Source organism: Microbacterium sp. P2_F9 (assembly GCF_056403635.1).
This window is the reverse complement of the sequence record NZ_JBFUFC010000090.1, coordinates 1-15422: the sequence shown is the minus strand read 5'-3', so window position 1 is coordinate 15422 and position 15422 is coordinate 1. Positions and strand designations below refer to the sequence as shown.

Genomic DNA, 15422 nt, shown 5'->3' with positions numbered 1-15422 from the left:
GCCGCGGCATCCGCGTTCAGGTCGGCGATCACGACGTGAGCGCCCCGCCGCGCGAACTCGTGGGCGCACGCGAGCCCGATGCCACTCGCGGCACCCGTGACGAGGGCGCGCTTGCCCGTGAGGTCGTGGACGTGTTCGGCCATGGTCGGCTCCCCCATTCGTGCCTGCTCCCACGATGGCACCTCCGGCTTGTCGACCGCCAGGACGACCTGCGCAGTACGCTCAGCGCCATGAGCAATGCCGCCACGCCGCCGCTCAAAGACTTTTCACACGGTCTGCAAGTATTGCGTCATGCACCGCACAGCCAAGTCCGCCCCCGTACTCGCCGCGCTGGCCCTAGCCGTGACCGCGCTTGCCGGGTGCACCGCCACGGCACCAGCAGCGGCTGACCCACCCCCGACGGCGACCTCGACACCGCCCGTCAGCGCCGCACCGGAACCTGCATCAGCAGAGACGCCAGCAGCGCCGGACGAGGTGACATGTGCAGGGTTCGGTGACGTCGTGGTCATCTTGGGCAACGTGGATGTCGCGTTCCATGAGGACCGCATGGGCCAGCAGGAGAGGAGCGGGTGGTATGCCCTAGCGTCGCGCGTTCTCGGCAACATCCCATCCGCTGACGAAGGACCCGTGGCCGAAGCACTTGCGGCCCTCAAAGAGGAGGTACCCGCAGTTCAGGACGTTGGTCCGACCAATTTCGGCACACCGGGCGGACCCGTGTTCGGTGCCGACCTGTACAAAGCATGCGAAGCCGCAGGGTTCGAGGTCATCCTTCTCGGCTTCACCGGAGGCTGATCCAGCGGCTAGCTGTCAGCCCTGGAGCTGCTCCAGCACGTCCACATAGACCCGGGACGGCTGGCAGAACCACCACGTGGCGCGCGGCTGTGTGGGACTGCCATTCAGATCCAGCGGTCAGTCGCGCTGTTGGCTTCTCCTCCGCCACGGGCCCGCGTAGTAGATGATCGCGAGAACGAAAGAAGCGGTCAGCATCGCAACCACGATGGAACCGACCACGTTGGTTGCGATCTGAGACGGGATATATGCAGATTCGTTCTGAATATCGTCTCCTGTGGGAGCCATGGCGATGAGCACCCAAAGAACACCCACAAGACCGAGTGCCGGCGCGGCTATGAAAAGGCACAGACTCCACATTCTTAACTGTCTGGCCACCCGCGTGTCGTTGGTCATGGCGGGTTTCATCCCGTTGTGGGCCAACGAGACGTCTCGCGCAGCGTCATCGTTGCTGTCGACAGGCGTCACGGTGGGCTTGATCCCATGGTGGGACAGCAGCGCCTCCCACTCGGCGTTGGCGACGTTGTCCACGGGCCTCACGATAATGGGCGGTCGCGCGTTGAGACAGAGACGTCTGCCAGATCACCATCACCCCGATCATGACTCCGGCGCCAAGCAGAGGCACGTTGCGAGCGCGATTGTCGGTTGAAATTGTGGTTGCTCGCCCTTTGGACGCAGAAAAGCCCGGCAGAGATTCATCATCTGACCGGGCATTTTCTAATTGGTGCACCCCCTGGGACTTGAACCCAGAACCCACTGATTAAGAGTCAGTTGCTCTGCCGATTGAGCTAGAGGTGCTCGGTTTCACCGTGAGGCGAACCGAGGGATTACGTTACCAGAACGACCCGCTCGCTCGGAAATCGAGCCGCCGGACGCCCGGTATCCTTGACATGTGTCCCCCTCCCCTTCACCATCGTTCGGCGCGCCGTTCGATGGTGATCTGCGCCCCGAACTCGCGCTGGCGCTGAGGTTGGCGGATGCCGCGGATGCGGCATCGATGCAGCGTTTCGACGCCGCCGACCTCGATGTGCAGCTGAAGGCGGATGCCAGCCACGTCACGGAGGCCGACCTCGCCACCGAGCGTGCGATCCGCGCGATCCTCGAAGCCGAGCGGCCTGATGACGGGATCTTCGGCGAGGAGTACGGCGTCACCGGCGACACGGCCCGCCAGTGGATCATCGACCCGATCGACGGCACGGCGAACTACCTCAAGGGCATCCCGATGTGGACGACGCTCATCGCCCTCGCGATCGACGGCGTGCCGCGCGTGGGCGTCGCCAGCCAGCCGGCCATCGGCCGACGCTGGTGGGGCGCGACGGGCCTCGGCGCATGGACGAACACTCCGGATGCCGCGCCCCAGCGCATCGCGGTCTCACAAGTCTCGACCCTCGCTGATGCGAGCGTCAGCTTCCAGAGCATCGCGCAGTGGGATGAGGCCGGCCACACCGACGCACTGCTGCGCCTGAGCCGGTCGGTCTGGCGCGATCGCGGCTACGGCGACGCCTGGCCGTACATGCTCCTCGCCGAGGGACGACTCGAATTCGTCGCGGAGTTCGGCGTCAGAGAGTACGACATCGCGGCGATGGTTCCGATCATCACCGAGGCCGGTGGCCGCTTCACGTCGTTCGACGGTGTGGACTCGATCGGCGACCGCTCTTCACTGGCCACCAACGGGCGTCTGCACGACGCCTTCCTGAACCTCCTGCATCCCCCCGCCCCCACGGAGTAGACCCGCATGATCCGCCCCCTTCACCGTTTCACCGCGGTCCTCGCCCTCGCAGCCTCGCTGGCCGCCGTCAGCGGCTGCGCCGCGGCCGCGCCGGAGGCGGCACCGACCGCGACCACTGCGCCCAGCGCCGTTGCGCCCTCTGCGACGCCCGAGCCCGGGGCCACGCCGGACACCGCAGCGGCAACGTCCGAGGATCCCACCTGCGAGACGATCATCTCTCCGGCGATCGTCTCCGACTTCGAGGCGCTGGGCTGGACCAACTTCGAGGATGCGTTCACGGTCGGCACCGTGACCGTCGCCGTCCCCGAGGGCGTGCAGTGCACGTGGGGCGACTTGTCCGCCTCCGCTGAGCAGGTCCAGCAGTTCGGCTGGGCGCCGATCACCGCGGCCCAGGCGGCAACCGCCGAGCAGGATCTCCTCGCCGAGGGCTGGCGAACGGAGGACTCCCGCGAGGGCGTCTACGTCACCGAGAGCGCCGATACCGCCGTCACCACGGATGATGAGGGGTACGGCCGCACCTACCTMTTCGGTGACGGCTGGGTGAAGTACGCCGACACGAAGCAGAGCCTGCTGCTCGTGCAGTTCCCCTAGAACTGACTCGACCGAACCTCAGTCCGTCGGCACGGAGAAGTTGTCCGCGAACATTCCGGCAGGGTCGACCTCCGCCTTGATCGCGCGCAGCCGCTCGAGCGTCTGAGGCGGGAACGCCTCCCCGATCCGCTCGGCCCGCAGCGAGCTGTCGAAGCTCAGGTACGACCCCTGTGCGTTCGCCGCTACTCCGCGCCAGGAGTCGTCCAATCGCGCGGCATTCACCCCGATCGCGACGATCGAGAAGTTCGCCGCACGGTGGGCGTACGCGGTCGCCTCGACCGCGACATCGGCGACCGCCCCGCCGACTGACCGCACCTGGAAGAAGTAGGAGTCGCCGGCGTCCAGCATCCGCTCCGCCGCCGCGGCGATCGCGGGCGTGAGGTGCGCGACCAGCGCAGAGCGCGAGTGCGGCTCACCGGTGCCGCTGTGCGGACCGAGGTCGGCGTTCGCGAGCACGCGAGGATAGGTCGTGATCTGCACCGACTGCTGCGCGAGAGGGGCGAGTTGGGCGAACGGCTGGAGCCGATCGACGATCGTGTCAGGAGCGTCGGAGTCCACCATCGCCGAGATCTGCGCGACCCGGGGGCCGTTGCCTCGGCGTCCGCCCATCGTGAGGAACGCGGTGAGGTCGCGCGGTGCGGCCTCGACGATGCCGCCGAACCCCTCCAGGAACGCGGCAGTGTCGTCGACCTGGAAGACGAGCTGCGCCCAGCCGAGATCGCCGACCTCGGCGGCTTCGAACTCGAACGCGGTCACGATCCCGACGTTCGACCCCGCGCCGCGCACGGCCCAGAAGAGGTCGGGCCGGGTCTCGGCATCCGTCCGCACGATCGTTCCGTCAGCGAGCACGACCTCCGCCGCGCGCAGGTGGTCGATGGTGAGGCCGTGCTCGCGAGCGAGGAAGCCGATGCCCCCGGCGGTGGCGAGTCCGCCGACGCCGACGCCGCCCGAGTCACCCGACGAGATCGCCCAGCCGTGCTCCCCGAGGGCCGCCGCGACTTCGGCCCAGCGCGCGCCGGGTCCGATCCGCACCAGCCGGCGCTCTTCGTCGAGCACCTCGATCGCGTTGAGGTTCTGCAGGTCGATGACGATTCCGCCGTCGTTCGTGCTGCGGCCGCTGATTCCGTGGCCGCCGCTGCGCACTGAGAGCGCGGCATCCGGATGCCGGCGAGCGAACGCGATCGCGTCGGCCACCTGCGCGGTCGAGTCGGGCTGCAGCACGATGCCAGGTGCACCCCCGCGCATGTAGGTGGCACGCACAGTCTCGTACGCGAAGTCGCCCGGTTCGATGGCGCGCAGGCCTGCGGGCACGTCGTCGTAGGCGATGCCGGAGCGGCGCGCGGCGATGGCCACGCTGGAGCGGCCGGATGCCGCGACAGTGCCGCGACGCGCGCGCTCGGCCCGCACCAGCTCACGGACGGCGGGCGCCACCTCCTGGCCGAACGCCTGCAGGGCGCGGGGATCGTCCGCCGCGAGGATGAACGTGCCGATGCCATCCTCGATCGCCATCACCGCGAGGCGGTCCGCCCAGGAGCCGCCCTCGATCGCGCCGACGTTCAGCAGTCGGCGGATTTCCCGGGGATCACGACCGACCGAGGTCGCAGCCTCGTCGATCGATGTGTTGCCCCGATCGAGATCGCCGGGCTTCAGATAGCCGAGCGAGGGCAGCCATCCGTCGCCCTTGCGGCCGGTCAGCGACAGCATGCGCGGCTTGTACGCGCCGATCCAGATCGGGACGTCGTGCGCGGGGCGCGRGCCGCGCTTCGCGCCGTGCACCCGGTGGTACTTCCCGTCGGTGAAGGCACCGCGGCGCTCGCTCGTGTCCCAGAGCTCCCGGATCACGTCGATCGCGTCCTCGAGCGCGGTCACGGCCTGTCCTGCAGTCAATCGCCCGCCGCCCATGGCTTCGATCGCGTCCCAGAAGCCGCCGGAGCCCAGCGCGAGGTCGAAGCGGCCACCCGAGAGCAGGTCAAGGCTCGCCGCCGAGCGGGCGACGACGGCGGGCGGGCGGAGGGGAACATTCAGCACGTTGGGAGCGATGCGGATGCTGTCGGTCCGCGCCGCGACGAAGGACATGAGCGTCCACGTGTCGAGGAACGCCGGCTGGTACGGGTGGTCCTGGAAGGTCACCAGGTCGAGACCGGATGCCTCGGCGATCTGTGCGAGCCGGACCGGGGTCTCGGGATCGGCGGCCGTCGGGGTGATGAAGGCGCCGAATTCGAGCGCGTGTCCGTAATCCACCGTGTCACCAACGGGCGGGTGAGCGGTGGCATTCCGGTGCGTAGATCATGAGGCGGAAACTGTCGCTCCCGTGTCGATGACCTTCGGGCTCACCCGCCCGCGGATGAAACCGACCAGGGCGAGCCCGGTGATGATCACAACGATGTTCCCCAGGCCGGCAATCGGAGTGAGCGGGCCGGATCCGGGGTAGGCCGTCAGCAGGAAGATGCTCGGGTCGGTCGTGGCGTGGAGCAGGATCGGCCAGATGATGTTCCCGGTCACCCGCAGCGCAAGGTACATGCATATGCCGAACGCGAAGGTGTAGGCGACCTGGATCGCCGTGTTCAGGATCGGCTGGCCGCCGAACGCGTTCCCGATGTGCAGGGCGGCGAAGATCGCAGCCGAGGTCACCGCGACGACGATCTCCGAGTGGCCAGCCCGGCGCATGAGGTTCACGACGAAACCGCGCGTGAGCAGCTCCTCGGCGAATCCGATGCAGAGCCCCGCGAACAGCCACGCCAAGACCGTCGGTGCCCCTGCGGCGGCATAGTCGAGGGTTGCGAAGCGGAACAGATTCGTCAGCAGCACAACCGCCACCGCGATCCACATCCAGCCGCGTCCGCCGATCGGCTGCGGACCGAAGAGCTCGCGCAGCCACCCGATCGACCAGGCGAACAGCACGAGCAGCACCCCGCCGAGGAGGATCGGCAGTGCGGTGTCGAGTACGATGCCGAGCGGGCTGTCCGGGGAGCCGGCCAGGTCTCCGACGGTGAAGAAGAGCCCGACCGCGACCAGCTGGTAGAGGCCGTAGTAGACCACGGCGAGCAGCAGTGCCCTCCAGAGGCCCCCGCGATCCCAGAAGCGCTTCCAGGCGGATGAGTCGTGGTTCTCAGGCAAGGGTCAACCTCCGGTCGCAGGGCGGATTATCGATGTGGCCGCTCTCAGGCTATCGGCCCTGCAGAAGGGTCAGTCGAAGGTGACGCGGATGAGCGGGCTGCCACTGACCCAGAGGTCGGGATGTGCCACGCGCTGATGCGATCCGCGTCTGGCGTAGAGGTCGTCGATCCCCGTGGTGATCGCTGCGAACAGTCTCGCCCGCTCGCCCGGATCGGTCACCGGCGCTGCGGTCGCCTGCAGGTCGGCCTGAACCCCGTCCTTGAGGTGGAAGGTGAAGTGCGGATGGGCGAGAAGGTTGGCGTACCAGGCGCGCGGGCCCGGAAGGCCAGTCAGGTAGACGACACCGTCGACGTTGTGAAACCAGATCTCGATGCGCCGCGGCTCGCCAGAGCGTGCGCCGATCGTGGTGATGTCCACCGTGTGATCGTTCATCGTCGATTCGGGGCCCAGCGCCAGGGCGTTTGCGATCGCGGCATCCATCGTGGGTCAGTCTAGGTGCGGCGTCGGGCACCCGGGCCGACGGACGTCAGCTGAAGACGGGCGTCTGGAACCGGCGCTCGTAGCGGCGGATGCACTGCGTGTCGCGCGCGAATTGGAACGCCTGRACGCATTCGGGGTCGGTGCGCGATGCGATCCGGTAGGCCTCGTACTCGGCCATCGACGGGAAGGTGAACAGTGCGAAGGCCTCGTCGCTGTCGCCCTCACTCGGCATGAAGTATCCGTGGTGCGTGCCGCCGAGCTTGTTCACGAGGCGGATCCAATCTCGCCCGTACTGCGTGAACTCGTCCAGCTTGTCGGGGTCGATCTCGTAGCGCAGATGGACGGTGATCACGTGGTTCTCGATTCTTTGTTGCGCCGGACGATCTCGCCGATCCAGATCGGGGCGAACGGTGAGGTGCAGTTCGGTGGCGTCGGGTAGTCCTTGAGCACCTCGAGGCGCTCACCGATGTCGAGCGCGCGCGCCCGCAACTCCGGATGGTGGATCCCGATCATCGCGAGGGTGGTGTTCATCTCCCACTGCAGGCGATCGGGGGCGGACTTCATCTGGGCTTCGATCGTGTCGAGCAACGCGGGCAGGTCGAGGAGCTCCGGGCGCTTCGCGACATCGTCGGCGGTGAGGTTCCAGCCCGCACTCGCGACGACCGGATCTGAGTCCTCGAGCCACGCGACCCGAAGCTCCTCCTGATAGGGGCCCTTCTTGACGATGTAATTCACGAGCCAGTCGTGCACCTTCACCGCCCGAGCTTCGCGCAGCATCGCATCGAGCTCCGCCGCGCTGTACAGCTTCGGCCGGCTGATCAGGATCGCCACCAGCCGCGCCGCCGTGTCATCCGTCGCCCAGAGCTGCGCTGCCAGGTCCTGATCGACCTTCAGCGACTTCGCGACCCCGCGGAGCTTGCTGAGGTTGACGCCGTGGTCGTCGCCATGGCGCGCGTTGACTTCGCGCGCGCGCGGGTCTTCGAGCGCAGCGAGTTCGGCGAGAACCTCGCCGACCCGCGTGTCGACCTGTGTGTCGGTCATCTCGACCTCCGTTCGTTCGGAAATCAGCCTAGGCGCAGGCATGGATCGGCGATCCCTGGGTAAGCGCGCCCTGAATGCCGTTCCGGCAAGCGCACAGCATGGAAGCAGCCCTCGCCGAACTCATGGAGCTGCACATCATGCCGAAAGCCGTCGACATCACCATCCCCGACCTCACCGGAAGCCTCGCCGTCGTGACCGGCGCGAGCGACGGAGTCGGATTCGAGATCGCTGCCCGCCTCGCCCGCTCGGGCGCTGAGATCGTCATGCCGGTGCGCGGCCTCGGCAAGGGTGCGGCTGCCGCAGCGCGCATCCGGGAGCGGACGCCGGGTGCCGGCATCCGTGTCCACACGCTCGATCTTGCGTCGCTCGAATCGGTCGCATCGTTCTCCGATGTGCTCCTTGCGGAGGGTCGACCGATCGACATCCTGATCAACAACGCCGGTGTCATGAGCCCGCCGACCCGCCAGCTGACCGACGACGGGTTCGAACTGCAGTTCGCAACCAATCACCTCGGCCACTTCGCGCTCGTCGCGCAGTTGCTGCCCCTGCTCCGAGCCGGGCGAGCGCACGTGACCAGCCAGGTGAGCATCTCGGCGAATCAGGGCGCGATCAAGTGGGATGACCTCACCTGGCAGCACAACTACGACGCCATGAAGGCGTACAGCTCATCCAAGATCGCGTTCGGCCTGTTCGCGATGGAACTCCAGCGGCGATCGGATGCCGCGGCCTGGGGCATCCGCAGCAACCTCTCGCATCCCGGAATCACGCCGACGAACCTGCTCGCCGCCCAGCCGGGTATGGGGCGCCCCGATGACACCGCAGCGGTGAAGCTCATCCGGGCGATGTCGCGCCGCGGCATCCTGGTCGGCACTCCGGCGTCCGCCGCGTTGTCGGCTGTCTATTCGGCGACGAGTCCGGATGCCGTTGGTGGGCGTCTCTACGGCCCCAAGGGTTTCCTGCACCTGAGTGGGCTGCCCGCCGAGCAGCCGCTCTACTCGCGACTGGAGAGCGCGGATGCCGCGCGCCGGGTGTGGGAGCTGTCGGAGCGCCTGGTCGGCGTGACCGTCGGTCCCTGAGCCGGGGCCCGGTCCCTGAGCCGGGGCCCGGTCCCTGAGCCGGGGCCCGGTCCCTGAGCTTGTCGAAGGGCCGCACCCAGGGATCGTCGATCCCTTGTTCCCCTCACCCGCATCTCGGAGACTCGAACCATGGACAGAGCACAGCTGGCGGACTTCCTGCGTCGTCGACGCGAGGCGCTGCAGCCCGAGGATGTGGGCCTGCGGCGCGGCTCACGACGACGCACGTCCGGCCTCCGTCGCGAGGAGGTCGCCGGGCTCTCTGACATGTCCGTCGACTACTACAGCCGCCTCGAGCAGAGTCGCGGCCCCCAGCCGTCGGAGCAGATGCTCGCTGCGATTGCCCGCGGCCTCCGGCTCACCCTGGACGAACGCGACCACCTGTTCCGGCTCGCCGGTCACACGGCGCCGGCGCGGGCTCTGCGCAGCGACCACATCTCCCCCGGCATCATGCGGATCCTCGACCGGCTCGCCGACACCCCCGCGCAGGTCATGACGGAGCTCGGCGAGACCCTCGCGCAGACACCGGCCGCACGAGCCCTCTTCGGCGACGAGACGCAGTACGAGGGGTTCATGCGCAGCGTCGGCTACCGCTGGTTCATGGAGCCGTCGGCTCGAGATGTCTACCCCGTCGAAGATCACCCGCTGCACTCACGGGAATTCACCGCGAACATCCGCACCGTCTATGCCAAGCACGGCGATCGTTCGCGTGCCGGCGCGATCGTCCAGGCGCTGCTTGCCCAGAGCCCCGAGTTTGCGGCGATCTGGGAGACCCACGAGGTTCGCGGCACGCAACCGCGCGAGAAGCGCCTGCAGCACCCCGAGGTGGGGATGATGGAACTGCAGTGTCACTTTCTGGTCGACCCCGAGCAGGGTCAGACTCTTCTGGTGCTCACGGCGACGCCGGGGACCGCGAGCTACGACCTGCTGCAGCTGCTGTCGGTCATCGGCACCCAGGAGCTCGCGTCGGGAGGCTGAGCTCCCCGCCACTACGGTGGGACGATGCCTTTCGCGCTCGCGCTCACCGTCGTCCTGGTCGCGCTCGCGATCTTCCAGTTGGCGCTCGTCTTCGGCGCCCCGCTCGGCCGCTTCGCCTGGGGTGGTGCGCACCGCGTCCTGCCTGCCCGCCTGCGCGTCGGCAGCGCGGTGTCGGTCCTCATCTACGCGCTGATCGACGTCATCGCGTGGGACCGCGTGGGGGCGATCGACGTGTTCCCCGAGCCGTTCTCCGAGGTCGCGATGTGGGTGATATTCGGGTACTTCGTGCTCGGCATCGTGATGAACGCGATTTCGCGCAGCAAGCCGGAGCGGAACCTGATGGTGCCCGTGTCGATCGTGCTCGCTGTCCTGTCGTTCCTCATCGCCATGGGGTTCGGCGCGCTGGCGACGGCGATCTAGCGACGCGGCTCGGGCGCCGGCGGCACTTCCTTCGCCGCGATGATGTCGGCGACCGCGATGTGTTCGATGCCGCGCTTGCCGTCGACGACGACGGTCTCGGCATCCGCGCTCACAAGCTCGCCGAGCGCATCCGTCGCCTGCCCGGTGGGCAGCAGGTAGCGCACGACCACCCGGTGACCCGGTGCGGGGATCTCGATACGCTCGTTCCTCGCCACTCGATCACCTACCATGAGCCGGGTGCGTAGTCCTTGAGGAAGACCCCGAAGACGTCCTCGCCGGCCTCTCCGCGCACGATCGGGTCGTAGACCCGTGCCGCGCCGTCGACGAGGTCGAGCGGGGCGTGGAAGCCCTCCTCGGCGAGGCGCACCTTGGTCGGGTGCGGGCGCTCGTCGGTGATCCAGCCGGTGTCGACGCTCGTCATGAGGATCTGGTCGGTCTCGAACATCTCGCGGGCGCTCGTGCGCGTGAGCATGTTCACGGCCGCCTTGGCCATGTTCGTGTGCGGATGCCCCGGACCCTTGTAGCCGCGACCGAAGACGCCTTCCATCGCACTGACATTCACGATGTAGGTGCGCCGCGCGCTGCTCGCCGCCAGCGACGGTCGCAGCTTCGAGACCAGCAGGAACGGCGCGGTGGTGTTCGCCAGCTGCACCTCGAGCATCTCCAGGGGGTCGACCTCGTCGACGTGCTGGGTCCAGGAATTCGTGTGATGGATGTCGGGGATCAGCCCGCCGGCATCGATCGCGGTTCCGGCGGCCAGTCGTTCGAGCGAGCTCGATCCGGCGGTCATCGCCTGCTCGGTCAGCTCGTCGGCCCGTGCCGCCGCGGCGGCGAGGATCGGGTGCGCCGTCACCGAGCGCTCCAGCGCCTGCGGGTGCTGGTCGTTCGTGTGGCCGAATGTGACCAGCTCGGGCAGCCGCCCTGTCGGCAGCGGAGCCAGCTCAGCGTCGACGAGGGGCTGGTACGCGCCGGGTGAGCGGCGAACCGTCTGGGTCGCGTTGTTGATCAGGATGTCGAGGCTCCCCGCCGCAGCGACGTCCTCGGCGAGCGCGATCACCTGAGCGGGGTCGCGCAGGTCGATGCCGACGATCTTGAGCCGGTCGATCCAGTCCGGCGCATCGGGCAGGCTGCTGAAGCGGCGGACCGCGTCGCGCGGGAACCGGGTCGTGATCGTCGTGTGCGCACCGTCGCGCAGGAGGCGCAGCGCGATGTACATGCCGATCTTCGCCCGGCCGCCGGTGAGCAGCGCGCGCTTGCCGGTGAGGTCGGCGCGCGCATCCCGCTTCGCGTGACTCATCGCCGCGCAGGTCGGGCACAGCTGGTGGTAGAACGCATCGACGACCGTATAGGGCTGCTTGCAGATGTAGCAGGCGCGCGGCTTGAGCAGCGTGCCCGCCGTCGGTGCGGTGGTGGCGGTCGAGATCGGGATGCCGCGGGTCTCGTCGTCGATGCGATCGGCAGCGCCGGTGGCGGTCGCAGCGACCACGTCACGGTCCGCCTGGGCGATCGCATCGCGGATCTCGCGGCGGCGCACCTTCTTGACGGCCTTGAACATCGCGGCGGTCGCCTGGCGGACGGCGATGAAGTCGGGGTGCGTCTCGTCGAGTCCGGCCATGCCGTGCAGCACCTTGAGGGTGGCAGCGAGGTCCGCCGGGTCGATGCCGCTCGGCGGCAGATCAGAGGTCGCAGGGTTCTCGGGAGGCACACACGATTCTACGTCGGGGCGGATGGGCGATCCCTGTTACCGTGCCAGGGTGACCTCCGACCCCATCGCGCTCCGCAGGATCCACGTGTCTGCGGCGGTGATCACGGATGCCGAGGGCCGACTGCTCCTCGTGCGCAAGGCCGGCACTACCGCGTTCATGCAGCCCGGCGGCAAGCCCGAACCCGGCGAGACCGGTGCGCAGACCCTGAGCCGCGAGCTCGAAGAGGAACTCGGCATCCGTGTCGATCCGCAGGATCTGGAACCGCTCGGCGAGTACACGGCAGCCGCGGCGAACGAACCGGATCACCTCGTGGTGGCTGATGTGTTCGTTGCGACGATCGGTTCGCAGGTGCCTGCCGTCGGCGCCGAGATCGCCGAGCTGCGCTGGATCACCCGCGCCGACGCCGACACGCTGGAAGTCGCCCCGCTCGCGCGGGAGTACTTCCTCCCCCCGCTCGGTCGCTGAGCGAAGCTTCGATCGATGCGCGAATTCGCCCGGGGAGTCGCCCTCTTGGGACGCGGGTTCGCCTATTGGCCTCGGCGTCCCGGGCTCATGGCGCTCGGCCTCCTTCCCGCGGCGATCGTCGGTGCACTGTTCCTCGCGGGGCTGATCGCCTTGGGCGCATCCCTGCCCGGACTCACTGTCGCGCTCACGCCGTTCGCTGAGGGATGGCCCGGAATCTGGGCCACCGTCATCCGGGCGGCAGTCGGCACCGCCGTGCTCGGGGCCGCCCTCGTGCTGGTCGCGATCTCGTTCACGGCGCTCACGCTCCTCATCGGAGAGCCCTTCTACGACCGCATCTGGAAGGCAGTGGAGACGGATGCCGGGGTCTCCGCCATCGACGGCGATTACTCGTTCTGGCGATCGCTGTGGGACGGGCTTGCGCTCTTCGCCCGCGGCGTCGGGATCGCGCTGCTCTCCGCGCTCATGAGCCTGATTCCGGTCGTGGGCGGTGCACTCGGGACCGTCTTCGCGGTGCTGTTCACCGGCTGGCTCCTCGCCGAAGAGTTGACCAGCCGTGCGCTCACGGCACGCGGCATGGCTCCTGCCGAACGGCGGAAGCTTCTTCGGCAGCACCGTGCGCGAGTCGTCGGCTTCGGCGTCGCCACACAGCTCTGCTTCATCGTGCCCCTCGGCGCGGTGGCGACCATGCCGTCTGCCGTGGCGGGATCGACGCTCCTCGCCCGCTCGCTCCTCGAGTCGGCGCCCCACCCTCCGGTCGTGGAGCGCCGCCGCTCCCGCTGACGGTTGTGCGTTCCTCTGTGCGATCACTCGGATGGCATCCTTCGCCGGGACCAGGCATGCTCTGGGTAGGAGGTCTGCATGGATCATTTCGATTCAATCGTGATCGGCGCCGGGGTGTCCGGCCTGACGGCCGCGCGGCTGCTTGCCAGAGCCGGGCGCCGCGTCGTGGTGCTCGAGGCCCGCGACCGCGTGGGCGGTCGAGTCCACACCGATCGCACCGACGGCCTCGTCACCGACCTCGGCGCATCCTGGATCCACGGCATCAACGACAGCCCGGTCGCCGCGGCGGCCGAGGCCTTCGGCATGCGCACAGTGGAATTCACGGTCGGCGGCTATCAGCCCGACAGTCGCCCGATCGCCTACTACGCCCCGGATGGCGAACGGCTGTCGGATGCCGCGGCACAGCGCTTCATCGACGACATCCACGCCGTCGATGCCACCCTCGTGGGGGTCATCGCGGAGTCGGATCCGGATGCCTCGTACCGCGACGTGACGGATGCCGCCATCGCTGAGCAGGGTTGGGCAGAGGATCGCGCACAGCACGTGCGCGAGTACATGGAGCACCGCTCGGAGGAGCAGTACGGGGCGTGGATCGAGGATCTCGCCGCGCACGGCCTCGATGACGACACCGTGGACGGCGACGAGGTGGTCTTCCCCGACGGGTACGACAGACTTCCGGCACAGCTCGCGGCCGGGCTCGACATCCGCTTCGAGAACGTCGTCTCGCACGTGCGGTGGTCGGCTGACGGAGTGACCGTCATGACCAACCACGGGACGCTCACTGCGGACAGCACCGTGGTCACGGTGCCGGTCGGCGTACTGCAGTCGGACGACTTCGTCATCGAACCGCCGCTCCCCCAGCCCCACGCAGGCGCTCTGGCTCGCCTGCGGATGAACGCCTTCGAGAAGGTCTTCCTGCGGTTTCCTGCCAAGTTCTGGGACGACAATGTCTACGCGATCCGGCAGCAGGGCCCCGAGGGTGCCTGGTGGCACTCCTGGTACGACCTCACCGGTCTGCATGGGACGCCCACCCTGCTGACGTTCGCCGCCGGACCCGCCGCCGTTCACACGCGGGGCTGGAGCGACGAGCACGTTGTCKAGTCGGTCCTCCGTCAGCTGCGCCGCCTATACGGCGACCGTGTCGAGGAGCCGACGAGCGTGCGCATCACAGATTGGCAGGATGACCCCTTCGCTCATGGCGCGTACGCGTACATGGCGGTGGGGTCGACGACCGCCGACCACGATGACCTCGCGACGCCCGTCGGTGGAGTCATCCACATCGCCGGCGAGGCCACCTGGACAGATGACCCGGCAACGGTTCCCGGTGCGTTGTACTCGGGCCATCGCGCGGCGGCGAACATCCTGGGCCGGGAGATCCCGATCGAAGATATCTGGGCCGACCGATCATGACGAAGGCCCAGGTGCATACGCTCCTGGGCCTTCATCAAACTCCTGTGACAGCGGTTCGTGGAGATGGGGGGAATTGAACCCCCGTCCATCGCTGTAAATCTGCGCATTCTCCGGGCGCAGTCTGTGAAAGCGTTCTGCTCGGCTCCGACCTTTGTCACAGACACCTAAGTCGACGAGCCCAGCCTGGGAAGAGTCCCGCGTGACGTCCAGACGCCGTCACGCAGCAAGTCCCCTAGATGACGCGAGGGTCCGTAGCGGGAACGCCTACGGTCTCACGGACTTCAGGCTCGCTTATGCAGCGAGGGCGAAGTCATTGCGATTTGCATCGGCAATTATGGTTTTGCAGAGGTCGTTTACGAGATAACCCTGCATCCTCGGCCCGCTTCTCGCAGAATCGCAGGCGATGTCGAAACCGATCATCCCCGTGTCCTCTGTCGAGGTCCTTCTTTCGAAGGGGCCGCTGTCACGCTGTGGAGTTTTCAACACGGATGCCGTGGCATCCGAGCATCCCAGACTACAACGGTTTCGCGACATCCGGAATTCCGCTCCCCGCCCGATGTCGTCGCCGTGGATAGCCTGGGGCGATGAGCAAGCGCGGCTGGGGCATCCTGATCGGCGTCATCGCTGTGCTCGCCGTTGCACTGATCGTCCTGGTCGTGGTGCTGAGTGGGGCCGGCGAGCCGTCCGCCACACCTACTCCCACTGCCACGCCGACACCGACAGCCACTCCCTCGGCCGCTGAACCCGCCTCCCCCACGCCCTCGGCTTCTCCCGTGGCTGAGCCGGCCGCGGCGACGTGCGAGTCCACGTCCACCCAGGAGTTCCAGGCGATGATGGCGCAGA

General features: G+C 68.0%; 19 protein-coding genes, 1 tRNA gene and 1 other RNA gene. 10 read left to right on the top strand and 11 right to left on the bottom strand.

Going from position 1 to position 15422, the window contains the following annotated elements; genetic code table 11:
- The coding region (locus tag AC1DVT_RS11110; RefSeq protein WP_477388919.1) for an SDR family NAD(P)-dependent oxidoreductase at positions 1 to 143 on the bottom strand (143 nt) is incomplete at its 3' end.
- Between the two features lie 376 nt (positions 144 to 519).
- On the opposite strand from AC1DVT_RS11110, the gene AC1DVT_RS11105 reads away from it, so the two are divergent.
- Complete coding sequence (locus tag AC1DVT_RS11105) at positions 520 to 792, top strand: hypothetical protein (RefSeq protein WP_477388915.1); 273 nt, start codon at positions 520 to 522, stop codon at positions 790 to 792.
- A 117-nt stretch (positions 793 to 909) separates the two neighbouring features.
- On the opposite strand, the gene AC1DVT_RS11100 is transcribed toward AC1DVT_RS11105, so the two are convergent.
- Positions 910 to 1320 (bottom strand): hypothetical protein, encoded by a 411-nt coding sequence (locus AC1DVT_RS11100; RefSeq protein ID WP_477388913.1) that lies wholly within the window; start codon positions 1318 to 1320, stop codon positions 910 to 912.
- Positions 1321 to 1511: 191 nt separating this feature from the next.
- Positions 1512 to 1587: transfer RNA gene (locus tag AC1DVT_RS11095), tRNA-Lys, on the bottom strand.
- Between the two features lie 94 nt (positions 1588 to 1681).
- On the opposite strand from AC1DVT_RS11095, the gene AC1DVT_RS11090 reads away from it, so the two are divergent.
- Positions 1682 to 2518, top strand: coding sequence for an inositol monophosphatase family protein (locus tag AC1DVT_RS11090; RefSeq protein WP_477388912.1), 837 nt, complete (start codon positions 1682 to 1684; stop codon positions 2516 to 2518).
- Positions 2519 to 2524: 6 nt separating this feature from the next.
- Positions 2525 to 3109 (top strand): hypothetical protein, encoded by a 585-nt coding sequence (locus AC1DVT_RS11085; protein WP_477388910.1) that lies wholly within the window; start codon positions 2525 to 2527, stop codon positions 3107 to 3109.
- Positions 3110 to 3127: 18 nt separating this feature from the next.
- On the opposite strand, the gene AC1DVT_RS11080 is transcribed toward AC1DVT_RS11085, so the two are convergent.
- The 5 genes from AC1DVT_RS11080 to AC1DVT_RS11060 form a co-directional block, all read right to left on the bottom strand.
- Positions 3128 to 5350 carry an LLM class flavin-dependent oxidoreductase gene (locus AC1DVT_RS11080; RefSeq protein WP_477388908.1) on the bottom strand — a complete coding sequence of 741 codons (2223 nt, stop codon included), beginning with the start codon at positions 5348 to 5350 and terminating at the stop codon, positions 3128 to 3130.
- A 45-nt stretch (positions 5351 to 5395) separates the two neighbouring features.
- The gene (locus AC1DVT_RS11075; protein WP_477388906.1) at positions 5396 to 6226 is read right to left on the bottom strand and encodes a CPBP family intramembrane glutamic endopeptidase; all 831 of its coding nucleotides are present in this window, start codon (positions 6224 to 6226) and stop codon (positions 5396 to 5398) included.
- A 69-nt stretch (positions 6227 to 6295) separates the two neighbouring features.
- Positions 6296 to 6706, bottom strand: a complete 411-nt coding sequence (locus AC1DVT_RS11070) for a nitroreductase/quinone reductase family protein (RefSeq protein WP_477388904.1) — start codon at positions 6704 to 6706, stop codon at positions 6296 to 6298.
- A gap of 46 nt (positions 6707 to 6752) precedes the next feature.
- Positions 6753 to 7058: an NIPSNAP family protein gene (locus AC1DVT_RS11065; protein ID WP_477388902.1), complete on the bottom strand. Its 306-nt coding sequence runs from the start codon at positions 7056 to 7058 to the stop codon at positions 6753 to 6755.
- Positions 7055 to 7747, bottom strand: a complete 693-nt coding sequence (locus AC1DVT_RS11060) for a DNA alkylation repair protein (protein WP_477388900.1) — start codon at positions 7745 to 7747, stop codon at positions 7055 to 7057. The genes AC1DVT_RS11065 and AC1DVT_RS11060 overlap by 4 nt, the downstream gene beginning before the upstream one ends.
- 137 nt (positions 7748 to 7884) lie before the next feature.
- Here AC1DVT_RS11060 and AC1DVT_RS11055 point away from each other — a divergent pair, with 137 nt between their 5' ends.
- The 3 genes from AC1DVT_RS11055 (at position 7885) to AC1DVT_RS11045 (ending at position 10218) form a co-directional block, all read left to right on the top strand.
- Complete coding sequence (locus AC1DVT_RS11055) at positions 7885 to 8823, top strand: SDR family oxidoreductase (protein ID WP_477388917.1); 939 nt, start codon at positions 7885 to 7887, stop codon at positions 8821 to 8823.
- 129 nt (positions 8824 to 8952) lie between these two features.
- Positions 8953 to 9798, top strand: a complete 846-nt coding sequence (locus AC1DVT_RS11050; protein WP_477388898.1) for a helix-turn-helix transcriptional regulator — start codon at positions 8953 to 8955, stop codon at positions 9796 to 9798.
- Positions 9799 to 9822: 24 nt separating this feature from the next.
- Positions 9823 to 10218 carry a hypothetical protein gene (locus AC1DVT_RS11045; RefSeq protein ID WP_477388896.1) on the top strand — a complete coding sequence of 132 codons (396 nt, stop codon included), beginning with the start codon at positions 9823 to 9825 and terminating at the stop codon, positions 10216 to 10218.
- Here AC1DVT_RS11045 and AC1DVT_RS11040 read toward each other — a convergent pair.
- Both AC1DVT_RS11040 and AC1DVT_RS11035 read right to left on the bottom strand, forming a co-directional pair.
- Positions 10215 to 10433, bottom strand: a complete 219-nt coding sequence (locus AC1DVT_RS11040) for a putative acetyltransferase (RefSeq protein ID WP_477388894.1) — start codon at positions 10431 to 10433, stop codon at positions 10215 to 10217. The genes AC1DVT_RS11045 and AC1DVT_RS11040 overlap by 4 nt on opposite strands.
- An 8-nt stretch (positions 10434 to 10441) precedes the next feature.
- Positions 10442 to 11923 carry an SDR family NAD(P)-dependent oxidoreductase gene (locus AC1DVT_RS11035; RefSeq protein WP_477388892.1) on the bottom strand — a complete coding sequence of 494 codons (1482 nt, stop codon included), beginning with the start codon at positions 11921 to 11923 and terminating at the stop codon, positions 10442 to 10444.
- Between the two features lie 49 nt (positions 11924 to 11972).
- Between AC1DVT_RS11035 and AC1DVT_RS11030 the strand changes: the two genes are divergently transcribed.
- The 3 genes from AC1DVT_RS11030 to AC1DVT_RS11020 all read left to right on the top strand — a co-directional run bounded on the left by AC1DVT_RS11030 (position 11973) and on the right by AC1DVT_RS11020 (position 14579).
- On the top strand, positions 11973 to 12389 hold the full coding sequence (locus tag AC1DVT_RS11030; protein ID WP_477388890.1) for an NUDIX hydrolase: 417 nt from the start codon (positions 11973 to 11975) through the stop codon (positions 12387 to 12389).
- Between the two features lie 15 nt (positions 12390 to 12404).
- Positions 12405 to 13169, top strand: coding sequence for an EI24 domain-containing protein (locus AC1DVT_RS11025; RefSeq protein WP_477388888.1), 765 nt, complete (start codon positions 12405 to 12407; stop codon positions 13167 to 13169).
- Between the two features lie 78 nt (positions 13170 to 13247).
- Entirely contained in the window at positions 13248 to 14579 is a 1332-nt protein-coding gene (locus AC1DVT_RS11020; protein ID WP_477388886.1) for a flavin monoamine oxidase family protein, read from the top strand.
- 55 nt (positions 14580 to 14634) lie between these two features.
- Here the strand turns inward: AC1DVT_RS11020 and ssrA are convergent.
- Positions 14635 to 15003: a transfer-messenger RNA gene (ssrA, locus tag AC1DVT_RS11015) on the bottom strand.
- A gap of 160 nt (positions 15004 to 15163) precedes the next feature.
- On the opposite strand from ssrA, the gene AC1DVT_RS11010 reads away from it, so the two are divergent.
- Positions 15164 to 15422 (top strand): hypothetical protein (locus tag AC1DVT_RS11010; RefSeq protein ID WP_477388884.1); only part of this gene is annotated, 259 nt, incomplete at its 3' end.

Excerpts from the sequence above, each read along its gene's own strand:
- AC1DVT_RS11070 (WP_477388904.1), bottom strand. The coding sequence starts at position 6,706 with ATGGATGCCGCGATCGCAAACGCCCTGGCGCTGGGCCCCGAATCGACG.
- AC1DVT_RS11060 (WP_477388900.1), bottom strand. The coding sequence starts at position 7,747 with ATGACCGACACACAGGTCGACACGCGGGTCGGCGAGGTTCTCGCCGAA.
- AC1DVT_RS11055 (WP_477388917.1), top strand. The coding sequence starts at position 7,885 with ATGCCGAAAGCCGTCGACATCACCATCCCCGACCTCACCGGAAGCCTC.
- AC1DVT_RS11050 (WP_477388898.1), top strand. The coding sequence starts at position 8,953 with ATGGACAGAGCACAGCTGGCGGACTTCCTGCGTCGTCGACGCGAGGCG.
- AC1DVT_RS11045 (WP_477388896.1), top strand. The coding sequence starts at position 9,823 with ATGCCTTTCGCGCTCGCGCTCACCGTCGTCCTGGTCGCGCTCGCGATC.
- AC1DVT_RS11025 (WP_477388888.1), top strand. The coding sequence starts at position 12,405 with ATGCGCGAATTCGCCCGGGGAGTCGCCCTCTTGGGACGCGGGTTCGCC.